17 protein-coding genes are annotated in these 20,036 nt (G+C 57.8%); 10 read left to right on the forward strand and 7 right to left on the reverse strand.

Annotation, left to right across the window (positions count from 1 at the left end; translation table 11 throughout):
- Positions 1 to 195, reverse strand: a 195-nt coding sequence (locus ACODR9_RS23445; RefSeq protein WP_488812933.1) for a hypothetical protein, incomplete at its 3' end; no start/stop codon positions are given.
- A 220-nt stretch (positions 196 to 415) separates the two neighbouring features.
- Between ACODR9_RS23445 and ACODR9_RS23450 the strand changes: the two genes are divergently transcribed.
- From ACODR9_RS23450 to ACODR9_RS23460, 3 genes are read left to right on the forward strand one after another with little or no spacing between them, the layout of a single operon-like run.
- Positions 416 to 1,681: a response regulator gene (locus ACODR9_RS23450; RefSeq protein WP_488812935.1), complete on the forward strand. Its 1,266-nt coding sequence runs from the start codon at positions 416 to 418 to the stop codon at positions 1,679 to 1,681.
- Positions 1,641 to 2,387 carry a response regulator gene (locus ACODR9_RS23455; RefSeq protein WP_488812937.1) on the forward strand — a complete coding sequence of 249 codons (747 nt, stop codon included), beginning with the start codon at positions 1,641 to 1,643 and terminating at the stop codon, positions 2,385 to 2,387. The genes ACODR9_RS23450 and ACODR9_RS23455 overlap by 41 nt, the downstream gene beginning before the upstream one ends.
- 25 nt (positions 2,388 to 2,412) lie before the next feature.
- Positions 2,413 to 6,249, forward strand: a complete 3,837-nt coding sequence (locus tag ACODR9_RS23460; protein WP_488812939.1) for a hybrid sensor histidine kinase/response regulator — start codon at positions 2,413 to 2,415, stop codon at positions 6,247 to 6,249.
- A 21-nt stretch (positions 6,250 to 6,270) separates the two neighbouring features.
- Here the strand turns inward: ACODR9_RS23460 and gcvA are convergent, their stop codons facing one another.
- The 3 genes from gcvA to hemA form a co-directional block, all read right to left on the reverse strand.
- Positions 6,271 to 7,188 (reverse strand): transcriptional regulator GcvA, encoded by a 918-nt coding sequence (gene gcvA, locus ACODR9_RS23465; RefSeq protein WP_488812941.1) that lies wholly within the window; start codon positions 7,186 to 7,188, stop codon positions 6,271 to 6,273.
- Between the two features lie 494 nt (positions 7,189 to 7,682).
- On the reverse strand, positions 7,683 to 8,759 hold the full coding sequence (gene prfA / locus ACODR9_RS23470) for a peptide chain release factor 1 (protein ID WP_488812943.1): 1,077 nt from the start codon (positions 8,757 to 8,759) through the stop codon (positions 7,683 to 7,685).
- Positions 8,759 to 10,012, reverse strand: a complete 1,254-nt coding sequence (gene hemA, locus ACODR9_RS23475; protein WP_488812945.1) for a glutamyl-tRNA reductase — start codon at positions 10,010 to 10,012, stop codon at positions 8,759 to 8,761. The genes prfA and hemA overlap by 1 nt, the downstream gene beginning before the upstream one ends.
- Before the next feature lie 171 nt (positions 10,013 to 10,183).
- Here hemA and pdxH point away from each other — a divergent pair, with 171 nt between their 5' ends.
- The 4 genes from pdxH to ACODR9_RS23495 all read left to right on the forward strand — a co-directional run bounded on the left by pdxH (position 10,184) and on the right by ACODR9_RS23495 (position 13,694).
- Positions 10,184 to 10,825 carry a pyridoxamine 5'-phosphate oxidase gene (gene pdxH / locus ACODR9_RS23480; protein ID WP_488812947.1) on the forward strand — a complete coding sequence of 214 codons (642 nt, stop codon included), beginning with the start codon at positions 10,184 to 10,186 and terminating at the stop codon, positions 10,823 to 10,825.
- Between the two features lie 555 nt (positions 10,826 to 11,380).
- Positions 11,381 to 12,181, forward strand: coding sequence for a radical SAM protein (locus ACODR9_RS23485; protein ID WP_488812949.1), 801 nt, complete (start codon positions 11,381 to 11,383; stop codon positions 12,179 to 12,181).
- A gap of 36 nt (positions 12,182 to 12,217) precedes the next feature.
- Positions 12,218 to 12,823, forward strand: a complete 606-nt coding sequence (locus tag ACODR9_RS23490; RefSeq protein ID WP_488812951.1) for a hypothetical protein — start codon at positions 12,218 to 12,220, stop codon at positions 12,821 to 12,823.
- Between the two features lie 121 nt (positions 12,824 to 12,944).
- Positions 12,945 to 13,694, forward strand: a complete 750-nt coding sequence (locus ACODR9_RS23495; protein WP_488812953.1) for an alpha/beta fold hydrolase — start codon at positions 12,945 to 12,947, stop codon at positions 13,692 to 13,694.
- 31 nt (positions 13,695 to 13,725) lie between these two features.
- Here the strand turns inward: ACODR9_RS23495 and ACODR9_RS23500 are convergent, their stop codons facing one another.
- A complete protein-coding gene (locus tag ACODR9_RS23500) occupies positions 13,726 to 14,676 on the reverse strand; it encodes a LysR family transcriptional regulator (RefSeq protein WP_488812955.1) in 951 nt (316 codons plus the stop codon).
- 107 nt (positions 14,677 to 14,783) lie between these two features.
- Between ACODR9_RS23500 and speB the strand changes: the two genes are divergently transcribed.
- Together speB and ACODR9_RS23510 are read left to right on the forward strand one after the other, a co-directional pair.
- On the forward strand, positions 14,784 to 15,740 hold the full coding sequence (speB, locus tag ACODR9_RS23505; protein ID WP_488812957.1) for an agmatinase: 957 nt from the start codon (positions 14,784 to 14,786) through the stop codon (positions 15,738 to 15,740).
- A gap of 84 nt (positions 15,741 to 15,824) precedes the next feature.
- Positions 15,825 to 17,192, forward strand: coding sequence for a sodium:solute symporter family protein (locus tag ACODR9_RS23510; protein ID WP_488812959.1), 1,368 nt, complete (start codon positions 15,825 to 15,827; stop codon positions 17,190 to 17,192).
- A 63-nt stretch (positions 17,193 to 17,255) separates the two neighbouring features.
- Here ACODR9_RS23510 and fghA read toward each other — a convergent pair whose 3' ends face one another.
- Both fghA and ACODR9_RS23520 read right to left on the reverse strand, forming a co-directional pair.
- The gene (gene fghA, locus ACODR9_RS23515; protein WP_488812965.1) at positions 17,256 to 18,089 is read right to left on the reverse strand and encodes an S-formylglutathione hydrolase; all 834 of its coding nucleotides are present in this window, start codon (positions 18,087 to 18,089) and stop codon (positions 17,256 to 17,258) included.
- A 137-nt stretch (positions 18,090 to 18,226) separates the two neighbouring features.
- Positions 18,227 to 19,357: an S-(hydroxymethyl)glutathione dehydrogenase/class III alcohol dehydrogenase gene (locus ACODR9_RS23520; protein WP_488812961.1), complete on the reverse strand. Its 1,131-nt coding sequence runs from the start codon at positions 19,355 to 19,357 to the stop codon at positions 18,227 to 18,229.
- 163 nt (positions 19,358 to 19,520) lie between these two features.
- Here ACODR9_RS23520 and ACODR9_RS23525 point away from each other — a divergent pair.
- Positions 19,521 to 20,036 (forward strand): LysR family transcriptional regulator (locus ACODR9_RS23525; protein WP_488812963.1); only part of this gene is annotated, 516 nt, incomplete at its 3' end.

Genomic DNA, 20,036 nt, shown 5'->3' on the forward strand with positions numbered 1-20,036 from the left:
AGACTCCCCATTAGAAGCCCAGCTCATCAGAGCTGGGCTTTTTGCATTTGGGCTAACCGAAAAGCCACCGTGCTTGGTGATTGCTTGGTTGTTGAGCCTGGGCGCTGTTACGCGGTGCTGGTAAAGGCAGCAGTAACTGACACTGACCGTACTTGATGCCAATGGCTTGTAAAATATGTGAGAGCCAGTTTTCATCAGCGCTTATTCATATCAGGCAGAAAACCAAAAAATTATCGTGAGACTGCTGATAATCCGAATATTTGTTTAATTAAGCGCGATTTTTATCAAGAATATTAGTGGTAATACTTGCCTCGCGGGTCGGCAAACTGCTATACCAAAAACGTAAATATGCATATTTATGTTGGCCCTGCCATTTTAGGGTGAATTGCCGAGGAAAACCGTCATGCAGCCGCCCATGAAACTGCTCATCCTGGAAGATCAGGTCATCTTGCGCAAGCTCATCTCGCGTCAGACCGGTTTTTTCAGTCGTCAGGCCACACAGATTGATGAGTTCAGCGATCCGGCTGAAGCGCTGCGCAGCGCCGCTGAAACCAGCTACGACCTGATCATTACCGATATCGGCATGCCGGGCATGAGCGGTATCGACTTCATCAAGAATCTTAGTGCCATTGGCTGCCGTGCTTCCTTGCTGATCATTTCTGGTTATGACCGCCGGACGCTGCACACTATTGCCGATATGGCCCATGGGCAGGGTATTTCCACTGTGCATTTTCTGTGCAAACCCTACAGCATCGATCAGTTTCTGCAGCGGCTGAATGCTGTCTTTTTCGATATGGAGCAGCGTGGTGCTGCGCTGGCAGTAGACCCGCAGCAACTATGGAAAGACTGTTTAGCCCGACCGCTGTCGCTTGAGTTCAAGCCGGTACTGGGTTTGGCCCAGCGCCAGGTACGCGGCATGCAGGTGGCGGGCATCCAGTTGCCACATGGTTTTTTGATACTGGATGCGGCCTTGTACCGCAAGCTGTCGGTCAATCCGCAATTACCAGTATTGGTACTGGAAATGGTCATGGAGAGACTGGTGCAGATACTGGTCAGTATTCCTCAGCCTTGTCGGCAGGGGGTTCTGTTCAGTCTGTATCTGGATACTAGTTGCCTGGCGCATGAAAACCTGTTTGATCGCTACAGTGCCTTGCTGCGACAGCATGGGCTGTCCACCGGGCAAGTGGGCTTTCTGCTGGGGGATGGACTTCATGATGGCAGCTCGCCAGTGTGTTTCGAGAATATCGCCAAGCTGAAATATTTTGGCTTTCCCTTGCTGGCCGATCAAATCGGCGAAGGAAGGCTGACGGTTAGCAATCTGCTGCGCCTACCGCTGGACGGCTTGCGGCTCTCTGCTGTCACCTTGCAGCAGCTGGCTCTGCAGCCGCAGGATGTGGCTGCCTTGCTGCAATGCTGTGGATTACAGCAGGACCGGTTGATCATCAGCCATGTCGATGGTGAGACTGAGATGGAAGCCATTACCACAGCTGGTTATGGCCAGTGTGGGGTGAGTGGAGAGCAGATTGCACTGCAGCTGGGTGTAGACGAACTATCATCTTATCTAGAACAACAGCAGACTGCCGGCTTGCCCGCAAGCCAGACCGGTGGCGCAATGTGTGATGATATGCAAGGGGTGAATCATGTCAGTAGAAATGGCAAAACTGAAAATACTGGTCGTTGATGATCAGTCGCTGGTGCGGATGCTGGTAAGCCAGTCCTTGCAAGCGATGGGCATACGGGCAGAAAACATTTCTCAGGCACCTGATGGCAGCACGGCCATGCGCACGCTGGACATGCGCATGGTGGATCTGGTGCTGTGCGATGTGGAAATGAAGCCGATGAACGGGCTGGACTTGCTGAAAGAACTACGCTGCGGCCATACCGCCAATGTGTCCAATCTACCGTTCATCATTCTTTCTGGTCACGCTGACCGCAGCAATGTCACCGTCGCCGTGCAGCTGCATGCCGATGGCTTTGTGGTAAAGCCGCCCAAACCGGTGGATGTGGAAAAGGCCATAAACCAGGCCCTGCGCCGTGCCAGGCCGGAAGTGGACCCATTCAGCTATTACGGCGTGGATACTGGCACGGATTACGACAAGAAGGTTTTCCGTCGCCTGTTCGAACAGCGGCCTGAAGACCTGCCTGATGTTCCCTATGAGACGGTGACTTTGCATAGCGCCAAACCCGAATCCATTCTGGCCGAGGATTTGTGCAGCAAGGCGGGACATCTGCTGCTGCCGCGCGGTGCCAGTATTTCTGCCAACCAGCTGGCGGTGTTGCGTAATTACAGCGACCGTTACGGTGTGCACCAGCTGGTGATTGAAACTGCGCATGAGTCAGTGGCAGTTGACGGTAACGCCGCCGATGCTGCAGATCAGCCTGGCTGAGTGACCGTACCTGCAAGGGGATAACATGGTCAGCACCAATAATAAGGCAAGCCAGACCCTATCGATTGGCCGTGCGGTCATTGCCATTGTGGTATTGCTGGGGATCTTCCAGATTGGCTGGGTTGCTCGGCTGCTGGCCGCATCGTGGCAGCATTATCAGCAAGCCGTGGTCTTGTCCGAAGTGCATCAGATCCGCAGCAAGTTCTATACCGCCGCCGATCTGCTGCGCCGCGAAGCCATCCTAAGCCGCAGCCTGCTGTACCGTAACACCCCTCCCTATCCCAAAGAGCGTAGCCAGCTAGCCTTGCTGCGTTCGCAGGCCGATTACTGGATGAGCCAGGCCATGCTGGCCGGGCAGCAAGATATTGTCAGCGACCAGCGCGCCAAAATGGCAGACGTTGCCTTGCAGCTGGAAAGCTTCCGTTCCTTGCGGCCCGAGATCGATATGCAGATCGGCCCGGCCTGGGGTGCGGATGAAACGCTGGGCTATGGTGAGGAGCTATCCTCGCGCCATCTGCAGGATGCCATCAATGACGTGCTGATCGGCATGAACGGGCAAATGAAGTGGAGTGCACCGCCGGGCCTGCACATCATGATGGATATTGCCCAGGACAGCTGGAGCATCGGCCATGCCCTGCGTTCAGTGGCAGTGGCACAGCTATTGCGTAGCGAGCTGGATGCACCGCTGAGCGAAACCGAGGAAGGAGATTTGCAGTCTCGGCTGGATCTGAGCAATCTGATGTTGCAGCAGCTGCGCGCAGATGCCGCCCATATTGATGATCGCCAGTTGCTGGGCAGCCTGCGCCGGGTATCCGATGCCGCGTTGCGGCTGCATATGCTCAACAAGCAGCAACTGACCTTGTTGCAGTCGCACCAGCAGCTAGCCGGTATGCAGCCGACCATGCAACAGCAGGTGGACCGGGTGCAACAGGAAAGCTGGGCGCTATTCCAGCATACCAACCGGCTATGTGCCGAACAGATTGAACAGGTTTTGCAGGACTATCGTCGGCAACTGATCCACGATGGCTTGCTGGGCATCGCTATTCTGGCATTGGGATTGATCCTGCTATACAGCATGACCAAGCGCGTCCTCAAGCCGCTCAATCGGCTGCAGCGCATGCTGGATGCGGCGGGTGATGCCATCATGACTATCAATCAGCAGGGCCTGGTGTTGTCAGCCAACGCCGGTGCCCAACGCTTGTTCGGCAATGGGCGGGATGCGCTGGCAGGGCAGCAGATCAACCAGTTGCTGCGGCTGCAGCGGGCGCTGGAGGAAACCTTGCAGGTGGTGAGTGAACAGGGCAGCCAGACCTTGCAGGGAGAAGGCATCAAGCTGAATGGCGAGCTGTTTTTCGCCGGCATCACCGTCAGTATTTTCCGCACCACCGATACCGACAAGGAATTCATGCTGATTGTGCGCGACGAGCATCAGCGCCGTATTGCCGAACATTTGCTGGAGCATAACCTGAGCATGCTCTCCGCCGTCTCCCATGTGGAAAACCTCATGCTCAGCCGTTGGCCGCGCAACGAGGTGCTGGACCGCCTGCTGCATGAGTTCATCCGTTTCAGCCATGCCAAACAGGGCTTTATGCTGGTGCTGGCCGAATTCCCGGACGACCGTTTTGAAATCCACCTGCAGGCCGGTAACTGGCCTGACACCCTGCCCCCGCTGGAAATGGTGGCCTGCGAAGCCGAGCCCCTGACCTGGCTGTTGCAGCGGCTGGCTGAGATGCCGCCCTGGATCACCCTGCCGGTGGCCATGGATGACGATGTCTCGGCACTGATCTGTCTGTTGCAGCCAGACCTTGTCCTGCTAGGCAAGGGTATACAGCCACTAATCGGTGCCTATGCCAATATTCTTGGCTTCTTCGATGAAGAAGACCGGCGCAAGCTGTCCGAATCCCAGCTGCGCTCGGTACTGCAGGAAGAAGAAGCCATTTACTCCGCCTCGCCGATTGGCTTGCTGCGGCTGAACGAACAGATGCAGATAGTCCGTGCCAATCGCATGGCCGAAGACATCTTTAGCAAGGGGGGAACCAGCCTGCCCGGCATGCACCTGATGGAATTGCTGGCCTCGGATCAAGGCTGGTTCGACCTCACCAGCCAGCTGAACAATATGGTGCAGTACCAAAGCAAGCTGCGCTGCGAACTGGAATGCATTAATGCCGATGGCCGTCCCATCTGGGTATTGTTTGAAGGCATGCTGCTATTTCCAGACCGCCCACGGGAAGGCACCATCCTCGCCTGCCTGGACATTACCGAGAGCAAGCTGGCGGAGTTTGAACTGCGCATGGCGCGGGACCAGGCCAATGCAGCCAATCGGGCCAAGAGTTCTTTCCTGGCCACCATGAGCCACGAAATCCGAACCCCGATGAATGGGGTGCTGGGCATGCTGGAACTGTTGGCCATGACCCCGCTGAATGCAGAGCAAAAAGACAGCGTGGATACCATTCAGGAGTCGGCCCGCACCTTGCTGCGGCTGATTGACGACATCCTGGATTTCTCCAAGATCGAAGCGGACAAGCTGGAAGTCGTGCTGACACCTACAGCAGTCAAACCCTTGCTGGAACAGGTTGGCACGCTGTATGCCGAAACGGCAGCGGCCAAGGGCCTGCAGCTGAAATTGGAGATCGACGAAAAACTGGCCCCGGCCCTGTTGCTGGATCCCTTGCGCTTGCGCCAGATTCTGCAGAATTTTGTCAGCAATGCCGTCAAGTTCACCGCCAACGGCGGTATCACCCTGCAAGTCGAGGTATTGGAGCAGGAGTTTTCCGCCCAGACGCTGCGCTTTGACATCATTGATAGCGGCATCGGAATTTCGCAGGACAATCTGACCCGCCTGTTCGAGCCGTTTACCCAGGCTGAATCCGATACCAGCCGCCGTTTTGGCGGCACTGGTCTTGGGCTGGCCATCTGTCGGCGCCTGGCCGGCCTGATGGGTGGGCATGTGGAACTGGAAAGCCAGCCAGGACAGGGTACGCGCGCGTCCTTGCTGCTGGTAGCCAATATCGTGGACATTGCAGAACTGCCAGCGGGGGAGGCGGAGAGAGAGGCTCCGGCCTCCGTGGTTGGCGGTGGCCAGCATGACGCGCTGCTGCCCATCCTGTTTGCCGAGGATAATCCTACCAATCGCAAGCTTACCTTGCGGCAGCTGGAAAAACTGGGCTATACCGCCGAGTGTGCCGAAGATGGTGCTCAGGCCTACGCCATGTGGCAGGCAGGCCACTACAGCCTGCTGCTGACCGATTGCCACATGCCGGTGACTGATGGCTATGAGCTGGCACGGTTGATCCGCGCCTATGAGGCCGAGCATCCAGACCGTGGGCACCTACCCATCATCGCCTGTACGGCCAATGCCGGACAGGAAGAACTGAACAAAACCAGCGCTGCTGGCATGGATGATTTCCTGACCAAGCCGCTGGCCATCAATATCCTTTCCGCCATGCTCGACAAGTGGCTGAACTCATCGCCGGAGAATACCATGCAGCCTGTCCCCGATACTCTAGTACCCGCCACGCCGAGTCCGGTTGATCGTTCCGTGCTGGAGGTGTACAGCGATGGCGAGCTGGCGGTGGAGCTGGAAATCCTGCACGACTTTGCACAAGCCAACCAGGAAGACATGGTGGCGCTGCGCCAGGCGGCCAGTGATGCCAGTGCCGAGCAGCTGGCCTGGGCGGCACACCGTATCAAGGGCGCCAGCCGCATGGTGGGTGCCAACGAGATGGGCAATGCGGCCGAGGCGGTGGAAAAGGCAGCCAAGGCTGGCGAAGTGGCACAGGCGCAAGCCCTGTTGGCGGAGCTGGAAACTGCACTATCGGCATTCGAACACTGGCTACAGCAACAGGACACCGCCAGCGTGTGATATTGCCTGCGGCCAGGTGGTTTACATGGACCGGCTGATTGCCTCGCTGCGTTCCAGCGTGGCAATCAGCCAGTCGCGGAAAGCGCGGATTTTAGGCTGCTGCGCCATGTCGTGCGAGTACATCAGGTAATACGCCCACTCCGTCTCTAGTACGGTATCGAAGGGAATCACCAGCCGGCCGCGCTGGATATCGTCATTCACCATGGAAACCTGCGCCAGCGTTACGCCCATGCCGGCAGCCGCCGCATGCAGCGCATACTCAAGTGCATCAAAGGTGACCCCGCTTTCCGGGTTGATATTGCTTACCCCGGCCAGTTTCAGCCAGCGATCCCAGACATCCTGATCCCGCCAGGGATGCAGCAAGGTGTGATATTGCAAATCTTCCGGCGTACGCAGCGGATGTGCGCCCTCCAGCAGGGCCGGTGCGCATACCGGAACCAGTTTTTCCCGGCAGATACACTCGATGCGCATGTCGGTATACACCTCCGGGCGCGGCATCCCGATGATGGCCAGATCGTATTCGGCCCGGTTGAACGGTTTGTCGTGAATCAGCTGGGTAATCAGGTGCAGGGTGTATTCCGGGTAGCGGGTCTGGAAATCCGGCAGATTGGGCAGCACCCAGCGCATGGCCGGGGTGGGCGGAATCCGTACGCGCAGCCCGCTCTGGCGCAGGCGCAGCATTTCGCTGGCTTCATGCAGCAGCTGGAAGGCGTCGCGTGCTGGCTTGACCAGCGCCTCGCCCTCGGCGGTCAGTGCCAGGCCACGTGCCTGGCGGATGAACAGGCTGGTGCCGTAAAACTCTTCCAGTGTTTGCACATGGCGGCTTACTGCGCCCTGGGTCAGGTGCAGGGAGGCCGCTGCGCGGGTGAAGGAGAGGTGCTCAGCTGCGGCAACAAAAACACGCAGCGCATTCAGTGGAGGCAGTTTCATCGGATTCATGCTGTTTATTCATGGCTGGCATGATTATAACTGCTTTGCCAGCCGGGCAGGGGCTGGTTATCCTTGCGGCTATTGCCTTGATAATTCAATGCAAAGCATGGTTGTCTCCAACTGAAGCATTTTGTTTCGCAAAGCAGCCATTACCCGCTTTATTGTGCAAGCAATGTCTTGCTTGCATGGCTTATCTATCGGTGGCACGCGTTGCTGCTGACACAGTCTTGCGTGGTGGGCCGTAGCAGCCACCACATCATGGTTTTCCACCCATCTCCACGTTGGGAACGGCCGGGTCCTGCCTCTGTGACCTGGCCGATTTTTTATTCCCCCACCTCTCCCCGGCCTGGTGTGCAGGCAAGAAAAAAGGCCACTTGCGTGGCCTGAAGATTCGGAGAAAAAGCGGCAGGACCGTTTGGTCCGGGCTCCTTGCTGGCAAGGGCTGCTTTTCCGGGGTCAGAGTGTACAACGATGTCTGTTGCGGGGCAAACCGCACCGCACCATCAGTCGCCCAGCGCCGCCAACAGTTCGGCTTGCTGCTCGGTGATCAGTGCATCGGTCAGCTCGACCAGATCGCCATCCATCACGTAATCCAGCTTGTACAGCGTCAGGTTGATGCGATGGTCGGTAATGCGGCCTTGCGGGTAGTTGTAGGTGCGGATGCGCTCGGAGCGGTCGCCGGAGCCAATCAGGCTCTTGCGCTCAGCCGCCTCTTTTTGCTGCTGTTCGCGGCGCTGGATATCGTTGATGCGCGCAGCCAGCACCTGCATGGCGCTGGCTTTGTTGGCGTGTTGCGAGCGGCCATCCTGGCACTCTGCCACGATGCCGGTGGGCAAGTGGGTGATGCGCACGGCGGAATCGGTCTTGTTGATGTGCTGACCACCGGCACCGCTGGCTCGGAAGGTGTCGATGCGCAGGTCAGCCGGGTTCAGCACCACGTCTACCAGCTCGTCCGCTTCGGCCATCACCGCCACGGTGCAGGCCGAGGTGTGGATGCGGCCCTGGGTTTCGGTGGCAGGCACGCGCTGTACGCGGTGGCCGCCGGATTCGAATTTGAGCTTGGAGTAGGCGCCAAATCCGATGATGCGGACAATGGCTTCCTTGTAACCGCCCAGGTCGGACTCGCTGGCGGAGACGATTTCCACCTGCCAGCGGTTGCGTTCGGCAAAGCGGGTGTACATGCGCAGCAGGTCGGCGGCAAACAGCGCGGCCTCGTCGCCACCGGTGCCGGCGCGGATTTCCAGAAAGATGTTCTTTTCGTCGTTGGGGTCTTTGGGCAGCAGCAGTTTTTGCAGCTCCAACTCCAGAGCGGCCAGCTTGTCCCGACCTTCGTCGATTTCCAGCTGGGCAAATTCCTTCATGTCCGGATCGGACAGCATTTCACCTGCGGTGGCGATATCGTTTTCGCACTGCTGGTATTGCTGGAAGGTTTCCACTACCGGGGTCAGTTCGGCATGTTCACGGGTCAGTTTGCGGAACTGATCCATATCGGCAGTGGCCGACTCGCTGGCCAGAAGATGGGTGACTTCTTCCAGGCGATCGGCCAACTGCGACAGTTTTGTCGCAATCGACGGTTTCATTACGACTCCGGGTGTAAGCGGTACAGGCGGGCGATGGTATCCACCACGGCCGCATGCTCCGCGCCGCTGCCCGAGGACAGGGCCTGGGTGGGCGGGTGCATCAGTTTGTTGGTGAGTTGCTGCGACAGGCTTTCCAGCACTTTTTCCGGTTCCGTGCCCTTGGCCAGCTGTTTGAGCGCGGCCTCCAGTGCATGGCGGCGGGTGCGTTCGGCTTCATCGCGCAGGGCGCGGATCAGCGGCACGGTTTCGCGTTTTTTCAGCCAGTCGTTGAATTCAGCCACACGGGCCTGAATGATGGACTCGGCTTCTTCTGCCGCGCTCTGGCGGGCTTCCTTGCCCACTTCCACGATGCTGGCGATATCGTCCACGGTATACAGGTAGACATCATCCAGCTTGCTGACCTCGATTTCGATGTCGCGCGGCACGGCTAGGTCCAGCATGAAAATGGGGCGATGGCGACGCGCCTTGATGGCACGTTCAACCAGCCCTTTGCCAACGATGGGCAGCTGGCTGGCGGTGGAAGTGACCACCACGTCGTAGCGGTACAGCACATCGGGCAGCTCCGACAGGGTGATGGCATTGCCGCCAAACTGTTCTGCCAGCTTCTGCCCCCGCTCCAGCGTGCGGTTGGCAATGGTGATACAGGAAGGCTCGCGGGCGGCAAAGTGGGTGGCCACCAGCTCGATCATTTCCCCGGCGCCGATGAACAGGATGTTCAGCTCGCCAATGGTAGGGAAAATCTGCTCGGCCAGCTTCACCGCTGCCGCCGACATGGATACCGAGCTGGAACCGACGGCGGTGCTGCTGCGTACTTCCTTGGCCACGGCAAAGGTGCGCTGGAACAGGCCGTTGAGCAGTGAACCCAGGGTGCCGACATTTTCAGCAGCCCGAACGGCATCCTTTAACTGACCCAGGATCTGGGTTTCACCCAGTACCATGGAATCCAGCCCGGATGCCACGCGGAAGGCGTGCCTGGCCGCGCTGCTGGCATCCAGCTGGTACAGATAGGGGCGCAGCTCTTCCACCGGCAGGCCGTGGTATTGCGATAGCCAGCGCAGGGCTTGCTCGGGGTCGTTGCTGTTGCAGTAGATTTCCGTGCGGTTACAGGTAGAGACGATGGCTGCTTCACGCGCCGCCTGCGAACTCACCAGGCTCTCCAGTGCGTTGGGCAACACCTCAGCCGGGAAGGCAAGCTTCTCGCGGACCGACAGCGGGGCGGTATGGTGATTCAGGCCAAAGGCAACCAGATGCATGAGCGGAAAAGGGCTGCAGGGGAAATGCCGTATTCTAGCCTAAGTTACAGCTAACGTCCCTAACTCTGGGGTTTTTCCACCATCACCACCTGCGTGCCCAAACCGCCATGCGGCTACCCGTGCTGCTGGCTTCTGCCTTACCATGACGGCATACCGAACCAGGAGAGCCGCATGTCGCTGAATCTTGCCGATATCCGCCAGGATTATTCGAAAAAGGAATTATCACCGGAAGACTGTCTGCCCGATGCGGTGGCACAGTTTGAACTGTGGCTGAACGAAGCCATGACCGCCCAGGTACACGAACCCACGGCGATGAATGTGGCCACGGTGGGCGAAGATGGCCGGCCTACGGCGCGCATTGTGCTGCTGAAGGGGGTGGAGAGCGGCCAACTGGTGTTCTACAGCAACTACCTCAGCCGCAAGGGCAAACAGCTGGCGGCCAACCCCTTTGTATCGATCACTTTTTTCTGGCCGGAGCTGGAGCGCCAGGTGCGCATCGAAGGGCGGGTGCAGCAAGTGGCCCCGGAAGTATCCGACGCCTACTTTGCCAGCCGTCCCTATACCAGCCGGCTGGGTGCCTGGGCCAGCGAGCAGAGCACGGAAATCAGCTCCAAGACGGTGCTGGTCAGCCGTGCCGCCATGTTTGGCGTCAAGCACCCGCTAAACGTACCGCGCCCGCCGCACTGGGGCGGCTACGCGGTTATCCCCGACCGGGTGGAGTTCTGGCAGGGCCGTCCCAGCCGCCTACACGACCGCGTGGTCTACCTGCTGCAAGCCGATGCCAGCTGGCAACGGGTGCGGCTGGCACCGTAAATAGATTGGGCGGCAACAGGCCGCCCAATTTTTTATTACGCTGGATTGTCTTGGCACCGCTTCGCAGTGTCACCGATTTCGTTTGAAACCTACAAAAACATGGCATTGAATTTGTAAGCCGGCTTCCTCATTCAGACAATGTGTTGAGATTGGAAAAGAGTCATTTTCTGGGTCGGTTTTGTCTGAGACGGTTGTGCAAATATTACCAATTGTTTGGGTTTTATCTATTCGCAGCAGCAACTTCCTTTCAATTTCCCTTCATTTAAAAATCTGAATCTTCAATTCCCTTGTTGAGAGTGTCTGTCGATCGAAAAACTGTCGGCTGGCGATGGGAGGCTATTGTCAGCTAAATTGCATGCATTGCTTGTTTATTGGTGGCGCTGCAATTTTTGATTGTTTGCATTAATTTCAGACTATTCTCTTATGTGAATAAGAATAATTCTTTCGATTTACGGAAAAACTATCCTTTGCGATGGTTGTATTTCCGGTGGGTTTGTGAAAAATGAGGCGTAGCCATCTTTATTGTCATTGTTGATGTCATTTAAGGAGAAGGGCATGCGCAGCGTCGTGAATCATCCATCCCGTGAAGCAGTTAACGATTTCATCAATAAGAATGCGCATCGCCCGATGGCGAATAAAGTGCTGCATGCACATCCATCCCCGATGCATTGGAAGTCGCAGTATGATCATCAGCGCTTTGATCAAGCATTGCAAAATAGTGCACAGCTAGCGACAAACATCAATTTTTATATCGGCATACCATTTTGTTTGCCAACGGATCCCCCGCACTGTGGATTTTGCTTGTTTCCTACCACCGCGTATCAGGGCAAGTCAGCTATTTCACACTATCTGCACTATTTGGCTATCGAGGCGGATTTGTATAAAGAAACATACCGGCAGGCAAAGATTTCATCTTTATATGTCGGTGGCGGAACACCCAATTTGCTTGCTCCTCAACATTACAGTGATTTAATACGCATTGCCATGTCCTTATTTCCTGATATGGACATGAGTATTGAGAAAACCTTAGAGGGTATTCCTCAGCTTTTCTCCGCTGATAAAATTAAGGCTATACATGAGAGTGGATTTAATCGCGTCAGTATGGGCGTACAACAGCTTGATGATAGATTGATCCAATATAGTGGGAGAAAGCAAACAAGTCGGCAGGTGTTTGATGCCATTGAGATGTTCCATCAATATGGACTCAGTTGTAATGTGGACATGATTTACGGATGGCCCGAGCAATCCATTGATAGCATGCTGGATGGGCTGCGGAAGATTTCGGCTGCAGGAGTACAGCATATTACGCATTACGAGTTGAATATTGCAGGGCGCTCCCATTTTGCTACTAAGTAGCGGGCAGCCTTGCCTTCACAAGATGAAAAATATGAAATGTACAAAATTGCAAAGCAATTTCTACAGGAAGAGGGGGTCGTACAAAAAACTGCCTATGACTGGGAGCGAAGGTCTGCCAGTAGCCGTGGCGACACCAAGCCATGGGAATACCTGTATGAGCAAAATCTAAGACAGCCCTTTTCTGGCAGTGAGGCAGGTCCCCAATGTTATATGGGGGGATTAGGTTATGCTGCGGTGAATATCCGTTTGCAGTCAGACGGAAATAAAGACTCATTCTCAGCAATGAATCAAAGAAATCTGGCGGCATATATGGAAGATCTCGCTGACAAGCGTAAGCCAATAGAGCGCGTATATTTTCATACGCCGGAGGATGTCAAGCTATGCTGGATATTTCAGGCATTGCAGGAGCTTGGTGTGAATATGACAGATTATCATGCTGTGTTTGGGAGTGGGTTTTTGACAGAATATGCACCAACTGTGGCTGGATTGCTGGAAAAGGAATGGGCGGTGGTACGGGATAATATGCTTTATTTGGTGGGACGAGGGGAGTTTAATGTTCCCCTGATTCAGGCGATTTTTGCGTTTCAGCGCAGCCAGGAAATCAGCAAGCCCGAATCAGTCATTCCGATTGCTGCAATATGATTATTGAAAAGAGGGTGTGATGGAGCACATCATCATCACGACAGCAGATAAAGCAAAGATCTCACTGTGGAAAGTAACGGGCTCAAAGCCTGCCGTATCGTCGACGGCAACACATATTTTCATGACGCATGGTACGTTCTCTGACAAACGTATCTGTCTGGGACTGGCGCATTATCTGGCGGGGCGCGGTGCCATTTGCTGGGTGATGGAGTGGCGGGGGCATGGTAGCAGCCCGTTGGCAGGCGATGAGTTTGATTTTGAAACCATTGCCTTATATGACGTTCCAGCGGTGTTGTACTATTTGCAGCAGCAGGAAAAGGTGGCAACCCTGCATTGTGTGACACATAGTGGCGGCGGTTTGGTGCTGTTGATGTGCCTGCTGCGCCAGCCCCAACTGTTGCCCCTTATCGGTAAGCTGGTGTTGTTTGCCTGTCAGGCCTGCCATGCCGCGCCGTCGCTGTCGCGCCGTCTGTTGATGAAATGGGCCCGCCATTTGTCAGCCTGTCTGGGGAGGGTGCCAGGCAAGCGTTTGGGCATTGGCGTGCAGGATGAATCGTTTTATCTGATGTCCCAGTGGTTTGATTGGAATCTGGCAGGCCGTTTTGTTGGCCGTGATGGCTTTGATTATCTGCCAGCGTTGGCGCATTTGCCGTTTCCGGTGCTGGCGGTGTGTGCCGATCAAGACCGTTTCATTGCCCCTCCTGCAGCCTGCCGCCGTTTCTTCCAGGCTTTGTCCGGCTTGCCGCATCGCTACTTGCTGGCTGGGCAGGGTGGCATCGCAGCGGGCTATCGGCACGGCAGCATTTTGCTGTCGCGCCGTGCCGCGCTGGAAATCTGGCCCAGAGTAGCCAACTGGCTGGATGTGGGCTAAGTGGCTGTGGGCCTCGCACCGACAGCGCCGCTCAGTGGGGAAGTGGCAGCTGATGTGCCGCCAGCAAATCCTGCATGAAGGCGCTGACTACTTCGCTTTGCCGTGAGCTTTGTCGCGTCACCATGTGAAAGGTGGGGTGGTAGCACAACAACGTTGAATTGAGCGCCCGCAGCAGGCCCTGCTCCACCATGGGGCGGGCGAAGTGCTCGGGCAAGAAGCCCAGATGGTGGCCGGATAGAATCAGCACGGCCATTGCCTCCATATTGTCGGCGCGCGCGGTGATGCACCAGTTTTCCACCGGCAGCGGGATGTCTGGCAGCGGGTAGCTGCGCCAGGCCCAGTCGTGTCGGGCGGCTTCCTCCACCGGCATATTGCCTGCCCGCTGAAACAGAGGGTGGTCCTGGCTGCAATAGGCGATCTGGTGTTCGGTAAACAGCGGCAGATATTGCAGGCTGGGTGAGCGGTGCCAGAAATAGCCGATGCCCAGGTGAATTTCTCCATTGATCAGCGCTTCTTCCAGCGTGCCGGGTGCCAGCATGGACAGCACCAGCTCTACGGCTTCTTCGCGCTGGCGAAAGCGCCGTATGGTTTCCGACAGCCGGGCATGCGCCCGCATGGTGGTATGCCCCACCACGCCAATTCTTAATTGTCCTACCAGCTTGCGTTCCAGTTGCCGCGCTTCCACGCAAAAAGCTTCGGCTGCATCCAGCAACTGGCGGCTGGCATTGAGCAGCTGGCTGCCCTTGGCAGTGAGGGCAAAGCCGGTTCGGCCCCGCTCGCACAGGCGGTAGCCCAGCCGGGTTTCCAGCGCGGCCAACTGGTTGCTGATGGTGGATTGGCTGACATTCAGCGTGGACTGGGCAGCCGAAATGCCGCCAGCATCGACGATGGCACGAAAAACCCTGATAAGGCGTAAATCAAGGCTGGACAGGGTATTGAGCATGGTTTTATCCCGGTAGAGGCGGTGGGTCAGGCCTGTCATTACACACATTCAGATTTATCAATGTAAACAGTGGAATACGGTGATTTTTCCCAAGTTGCCGCCTGAATAGACTGAGCCCTCTTTCAAACTCAGTTTCAGGAGCCTGCATGTCTATCGCTGAACGCAATCAGCCGCTGGGGGGCAATAGCATGCCGCGATTTGGCGGCATTGCCACCATGATGCGTCTGCCCAAGGTAGAGACCACCGCTGGTCTGGACGCCGTATTTGTCGGCCTGCCGCTGGATATTGGCACTTCCAACCGTAGTGGTACCCGTTTTGGCCCACGCGAAATCCGCAATGAATCGGTCCTGCTGCGCCCCTACAACATGGGCACCGGTGCTGCGCCCTTTGACACCCTGCAAGTGGCCGATATTGGCGATATCGCCACCAATCCCTACAACCTGCTGGACAGCGTGGCGCGTATTGAAGCGGGCTACCGCGCGCTGCTGCAGAACGACGTGATTCCGCTGGGCCTGGGTGGCGACCACACGGTCACCCTGCCTATTCTGCGTGCCATTGCGGCCAAGCATGGCCCGGTGGGGCTGATCCATGTCGATGCCCATGCTGATATCAACGACGAGATGTTTGGCGAAAAGATTGCCCACGGCACCACCTTCCGCCGTGCGCAGGAAGAGGGCCTGCTGGCTGCGGGCCGCGTCGTGCAGATCGGCCTGCGCGGTAGCGGCTATGCCGCCGAAGATTTCGACTGGGCGCGGCGTCAGGGTTTTCGCGTGATCCCGGCGGAAGCCTGTTGGAACCGCTCGCTGGAAGGCCTGATGCAGGAGGTGCGTCAGCAGTTGGGCGGTGGGCCGGTCTACCTGAGTTTTGATATCGATGGCATCGACCCTGCCTTTGCACCGGGAACCGGTACGCCGGAGATTGCCGGCCTGACTTCGGTGCAGGCGCTGGAAATCGTGCGTGGCTGCCATGGCCTGAACCTGGTGGGCTGTGATCTGGTCGAGGTTTCCCCTCCCTATGACACCACCGGCAATACCGCCTTGCTGGCAGCCAATCTGCTGTTCGAGATGTTGTGCGTTCTGCCCGGTGTGACCACCCGGCGTTGATGCCACTACCCAGGCCGCCACAGAGCGGCCAATGACAATCTGTATATCGCCAATTGCCAACAAGGCAGAGTTAGGAGAAAGACCATGGGACTCGATCTCTTCGTTGTGTTCGTCTATATCGGCTGCATGTTATTGCTGGGCTGGCTGGGCATGCGCCGCGCCAGTAGCCGGGAGGAATTTCTGGTGGCAGGCCGTAACCTGGGGCCCGGCTTTTACATGGGTACCATGGCCGCTACCGTGCTGGGCGGTGCCTCTACTGTCGGTACGGTCAAACTGGGCTACCTGTACGGTATCTCCGGTTTCTGGCTGTGTGCGGCGCTGGGCTGCGGCATCCTGGTGCTGAACCTGTTCCTGGCCAAACCGCTGCTGAAGCTGAAAGTGTTTACCGTTACCCAGGTGTTGGAGCGCCGCTACAACACCGTGGCGCGCCGCACTAGTGCACTGGTCATGCTGATGTATGCGGTGATGCTCAGTGTCACCTCGGTACTGGCCATGGCCACCGTGATGCAGGTGCTGTTTACCCTGCAGTTCTGGCAGGCGGTGCTGATTGGCGGCGGCGTGGTGGTGCTGTATTCCGCTGTGGGCGGCATGTGGTCGCTGACGCTGACCGACATTGTGCAGTTTATGATCAAGACCATCGGCCTGATGTTTATCCTGCTGCCGATCTGCTTGTACCGCGTGGGTGGCTGGGAACAGCTGGCAACCAAGCTGCCGGCGTCTTACTTCAGCTTTACTGCCATCGGTGGTGAAACCATCCTGACCTTCTTTGTCATCTACTTCTTCGGCATCCTGATCGGTCAGGACATCTGGCAGCGGGTATTCACCGCCCGTAGCGAGGGCGTGGCGCGCTATGCCGGCACGATTGCCGGGATTTACTGCATCGTGTACGGCCTGATTTGTGCTGCCATCGGCATGGCCACCAAGGTATTGCTGCCTGATCTGGCGGTGCCGGCCAATGCCTTTGCCTCCATGGTGAAGGAAGGCTTGCCGGACGGGGTGCGCGGGCTGGTGATTGCCGCAGCACTGGCTGCAATGATGTCTACCGCCAGTGCTGCGCTGCTGGCCGCGTCCACCACGCTGACCGAAGACCTCAGCGGCCGTGAGGGCTGTAGTCTGTGGACCAACCGTATTGTCACCCTGCTGGTAGGCCTGCTGGTGCTGGCACTGGCCATGGTGGTGAGCGATGTCATTACTGCGTTGACGCTGGCTTACAACCTGCTGGTGGCTGGCATGCTGGTGCCATTGCTGGGAGCGGTTTACTGGCCACGGGCCACCACGGAGGGGGCTATTGCCAGCATGTTGCTGGGCTGCGGTACGGCCATTCTGTCCATGTGCAACTATGGGCTGGATTCCAATATACCCATTTACCAGAGTCTGGTCGTGAGTGTGCTCAGCTTTGTGCTGGTCAGCGTGTGTACGCGCCGGGAGCGAAACGCCGCCGCCACGCTTTGAGTGCTGTCCGGGTGGTATCGGCAGCCGGCCATCGTTCACTAGATTGCCGGCTGCATGACAGGCTTAGGAATGCAGATACCCGGCATGAAAGTGCAGCTGTTCTTCGATGAAGCTGGCAATGAAGTAATAGCTGTGGTCATAGCCAGGATGACGGTGCAACTGCAAGGCATGGCCAGCCTGGCGGGCTGCGGCTTCCAGCGCATCGGGTTTCAGCTGTTCCTCCAGAAAGCCATCCGCCAGACCGATATCCACCCGCAGCGGTGGTATCTGCGCGACCTGCCCCAGCAAATGGCAGGCATCCCATTGCAGCCACTGCTGACGCTCTTCGCCCAGATAGGCGGTAAAGGCCTTTTGTCCCCACGGTACGTTTGCCGGGTTGGCAATCGGGCTGAAGGCCGATACCGATACATAATCCTGTGGCCGCTTGAGCGCACAAATCAGCGCACCATGTCCGCCCATGGAATGACCGGCAATGGCACGACGCGTGCTCACCGGAAAGTGCGCCTCAATCAGCGCGGGTAGCTCGCGGCTGACATAGTCATACATCTGGTAGTGACGATTCCACGGCGCTTGGGTGGCATTGAGGTAAAAGCCCGCACCCTGGCCCAGATCGTAGGCTGCATCGTCTGCCACGCCTTCACCGCGCGGGCTGGTGTCCGGGGCCACGATGGCGATGCCCAGTTCGGCGGCAATCCGCTGCGCACCGGCTTTCTGCATGAAGTTTTCATCGCTGCAGGTCAGGCCGGACAGCCAGTACAACACCGGCACCTTGTCACCACGCGCGGCCTGCGGTGGCAGGTAGATGGCAAAGCGCATGCGGCAAGAGAGCACGGCAGAGTCGTGCAGGTATTGCTTGTGCCAGCCGCCAAAGCACATGGTACTGCTGATGTTTTCCAGATTCATTTCCGTCTCCCGGAACAAGCCGGGCCAGCAGTAAAGCGGCCCGGCAGGGTGGCGCTAAGAGCAGCTAACAAGAGCACAGCGTCTCTGGGGCAAGGAGGCGCAATGCAGCAACAGGGTTTTGTTAGCGGCGCTTACTTGCCGTAATGAATCACGGAACGAATACTCTTGCCCTCATGCATCAGCTCGAAGGCGGTGTTCACGTCTTCCAGCGGCATGGTGTGGGTGATGAAATCGTCCAGGCGGAATTCGCCTTTCAGGTAGCGTTCCACATAGGTGGGCAGTTCGGAACGGCCACGCACGCCGCCAAAGGCGGAGCCGCGCCATACCCGGCCAGTCACCAGCTGGAAGGGACGGGTGGAGATTTCCTGACCGGCCCCGGCCACGCCGATAATCACCGATTCACCCCAGCCCTTGTGGCAGCATTCCAGCGCCGAGCGCATTACATTGACGTTGCCGATGCACTCGAAAGAGAAATCCACGCCGCCGTCAGTCATTTCCACGATTACGTCCTGGATCGGCTTGTCGAACAGCGTCGGGTTGATGCAGTCGGTCGCCCCCAGTTTTTTCGCCAGCTCAAACTTGCTCTCATTGATGTCGATGCCGATGATGCGGCTGGCCCCGGACATGCGCGCGCCGATGATGGCCGACAGGCCAATGCCACCCAGGCCGAAGATGGCCACGGTATCGCCCGCCTTCACCTTGGCGGTGTTCACCACCGCACCCATGCCGGTGGTGACGCCACAACCCAGCAGGCACACTTCTTCCAGCGGCGCGGCCTTGTTCACCTTGGCCAGCGAGATTTCCGGCAGCACGGTGTATTCGGCAAAAGTGGAGGTGCCCATGTAGTGGTAGATGGGCTGGCCATCCTTGGAGAAGCGCGTGGTGCCATCCGGCATCAGGCCCTTACCCTGGGTGGCGCGGATTTTCTGGCACAGATTGGTCTTGCCGGACTTGCAGAACTTGCACTCGCCGCATTCCGGCGTGTACAGCGGGATCACATGGTCGCCCACCGCTACGCTGGTGACACCTTCACCCACCGACTCCACAATGCCGCCGCCTTCATGGCCCAGGATGCAGGGGAAGATGCCTTCCGGGTCGGCACCGGACAAGGTGTAGGCATCGGTGTGGCACACCCCGGTGGCCACCAGTTTCACCCGTACCTCACCCGCCTTGGGCGGGGCCACTTCCACTTCCTCGATGGACAGCGGTTGACCGGCGGCCCAGGCTACGGCGGCCTTGCACTTGATGATGTCTTGACTCATGGCGATCTCCTGACGGGGTAAGCCGCCCGCAACGGCAATATGCTGCCGTGCGCGGGGCGGCTGGATAGGGCTGCTGGCTGGCAGCAGTAAAGCGCCATTGTATTGCGACTGTTTTTGTAGATAATCCGCCTAATCAGTAAATGATTTTTTCTCAGGAGCAATAATGCCGACATGGCAAGGGGTAAGCGAGTTCGTTAGCGTGGCCGAGCTGGGCAGCTTTACCCGCGCCGCACGCGCGCTGGATCTGTCGGTGGCGCAGGTCAGCCGCGAGGTCACCCGGCTGGAACAGCGCCTGCATGTACAGCTGCTATACCGCACCACCCGCCAGCTGACGCTGACCGAAAGCGGCCAGCTGTATCTGCAACATTGCCGCCAGTTGCTGGACGGGCTGGACGAGGCCGAACGCGCGCTGTCGCTGCATCAGGCGGTGCCGCAAGGCAGGCTCAAGCTCACCGCCCCGGTGGCTTATGGTGAAAGCCACATCGCCCCGCTCATCACCGATTTTTTGCAGCAATATCCGGCGCTGGACATCCAGCTCAACCTTACCAATCAGGTGCTGGACCTGGTGGCCGAGGGCTATGACCTGGCCATTCGCCTGGGGCATCTGAGCGAATCCAGCCTGGTGGCGGGGGGGGGGGGGGGGGGGGGGGGGGGGGGGGGGGGGGGGGGGGGGGGGGGG

The organism is Aquitalea sp. FG25 (genome assembly GCF_057809375.1).

What these genes read in the sequence shown, in the direction of transcription:
- ACODR9_RS23460 (WP_488812939.1), top strand. Translation starts at nt 2,413, where the DNA reads ATGGTCAGCACCAATAATAAGGCAAGCCAGACCCTATCGATTGGCCGT.
- ACODR9_RS23520 (WP_488812961.1), bottom strand. Translation starts at nt 19,357, where the DNA reads ATGAGTCAAGACATCATCAAGTGCAAGGCCGCCGTAGCCTGGGCCGCC.
- pdxH (WP_488812947.1), top strand. Translation starts at nt 10,184, where the DNA reads ATGTCGCTGAATCTTGCCGATATCCGCCAGGATTATTCGAAAAAGGAA.
- ACODR9_RS23485 (WP_488812949.1), top strand. Translation starts at nt 11,381, where the DNA reads ATGCGCAGCGTCGTGAATCATCCATCCCGTGAAGCAGTTAACGATTTC.
- hemA (WP_488812945.1), bottom strand. Translation starts at nt 10,012, where the DNA reads ATGCATCTGGTTGCCTTTGGCCTGAATCACCATACCGCCCCGCTGTCG.
- ACODR9_RS23500 (WP_488812955.1), bottom strand. Translation starts at nt 14,676, where the DNA reads ATGACAGGCCTGACCCACCGCCTCTACCGGGATAAAACCATGCTCAAT.
- ACODR9_RS23450 (WP_488812935.1), top strand. Translation starts at nt 416, where the DNA reads ATGAAACTGCTCATCCTGGAAGATCAGGTCATCTTGCGCAAGCTCATC.
- ACODR9_RS23495 (WP_488812953.1), top strand. Translation starts at nt 12,945, where the DNA reads ATGACGCATGGTACGTTCTCTGACAAACGTATCTGTCTGGGACTGGCG.
- ACODR9_RS23510 (WP_488812959.1), top strand. Translation starts at nt 15,825, where the DNA reads ATGGGACTCGATCTCTTCGTTGTGTTCGTCTATATCGGCTGCATGTTA.
- ACODR9_RS23455 (WP_488812937.1), top strand. Translation starts at nt 1,641, where the DNA reads ATGTCAGTAGAAATGGCAAAACTGAAAATACTGGTCGTTGATGATCAG.
- gcvA (WP_488812941.1), bottom strand. Translation starts at nt 7,188, where the DNA reads ATGAATCCGATGAAACTGCCTCCACTGAATGCGCTGCGTGTTTTTGTT.
- prfA (WP_488812943.1), bottom strand. Translation starts at nt 8,759, where the DNA reads ATGAAACCGTCGATTGCGACAAAACTGTCGCAGTTGGCCGATCGCCTG.
- ACODR9_RS23490 (WP_488812951.1), top strand. Translation starts at nt 12,218, where the DNA reads ATGTACAAAATTGCAAAGCAATTTCTACAGGAAGAGGGGGTCGTACAA.
- speB (WP_488812957.1), top strand. Translation starts at nt 14,784, where the DNA reads ATGTCTATCGCTGAACGCAATCAGCCGCTGGGGGGCAATAGCATGCCG.